The sequence below is a fragment of the Flavobacterium potami genome (assembly GCF_020026915.1).
Classification (GTDB): Bacteria; Bacteroidota; Bacteroidia; order Flavobacteriales; family Flavobacteriaceae; genus Flavobacterium; species Flavobacterium potami.
Window position 1 is genome coordinate 1 of the sequence record NZ_JAINUY010000083.1, and the last position, 282, is coordinate 282.

Annotated in this window: 1 protein-coding gene; it reads left to right on the forward strand. The window is 48.6% G+C overall.

Translation table 11 applies throughout. From position 1 onward, the window contains the following. Nucleotides 1–3: 3 nt before the first annotated feature. Nucleotides 4–282 (forward strand): PLP-dependent transferase (locus K6T82_RS24785; protein WP_223711650.1); only part of this gene is annotated, 279 nt, incomplete at its 3' end.

Consider the following 282-nt stretch of genomic DNA (forward strand, 5'->3'; position numbering starts at 1 on the left):
GCGATAGTAACTGCAACGGAAGAACTTGGAGAGGAGGTCCATTTCCTCTTAAATGGACTGGGAACCAATGCTCCCCCATTCGATTCATGGCTGGTGCTCAGGGGTTTGAAGACACTGCCACTTCGAATGGATAAACATGAACTGAATGCACAAAGGGTTGCAGAGTACCTGAACCAGCATCCAGGGGTGAGTCATGTTTACTACCCTGGACTCCCTGAGCATCCAGGTCATGACATTGCAGCACGTCAGATGACAGGTTTTGGAGGAATAGTCTCATTCAAA